We start from the raw sequence: 330 nt of genomic DNA, 5'->3' as shown, positions 1-330 counted from the left end.
TATTATAGCAAAAATAGTTGACAAAAACTAGAGTATTGAATTGTTAATACAATAAAAAATGACTTAAAAATGTACTTAAGTCATAAGTCAAAACAATATAACAAAAAACAACAAAAAAATTCAAATTGAATAATATTATACTTAATATAACTTAATTTAGCAAAAAAATAGATATTATTTCAAACTGTTTTTAATATCCTTATAAGCTTGTATTTTACTAGCCGAAGATAAGCCATAAACATTGTCAATCTCAGAAGTAGAGGCGTATTTCATTAATTCTTTGATCTCGAATGAGTTGTATCCTTTGGATTTAAGAGAAGCAATAAATAT

General features: G+C 23.0%; 1 pseudogene. It reads right to left on the bottom strand.

Features of this window, described 5'->3' with window-relative positions:
- Nucleotides 1-174: 174 nt before the first annotated feature.
- Nucleotides 175-330, bottom strand: a pseudogene (locus tag U881_RS10915) (site-specific integrase); the annotation flags it as partial.

This window comes from Borrelia persica No12 (assembly GCF_000500045.1).
GTDB lineage: Bacteria > Spirochaetota > Spirochaetia > Borreliales > Borreliaceae > Borrelia > Borrelia persica.
Note: the sequence above shows the minus strand (reverse complement) of the source record. Positions and strands in the feature narration are given on the sequence as shown.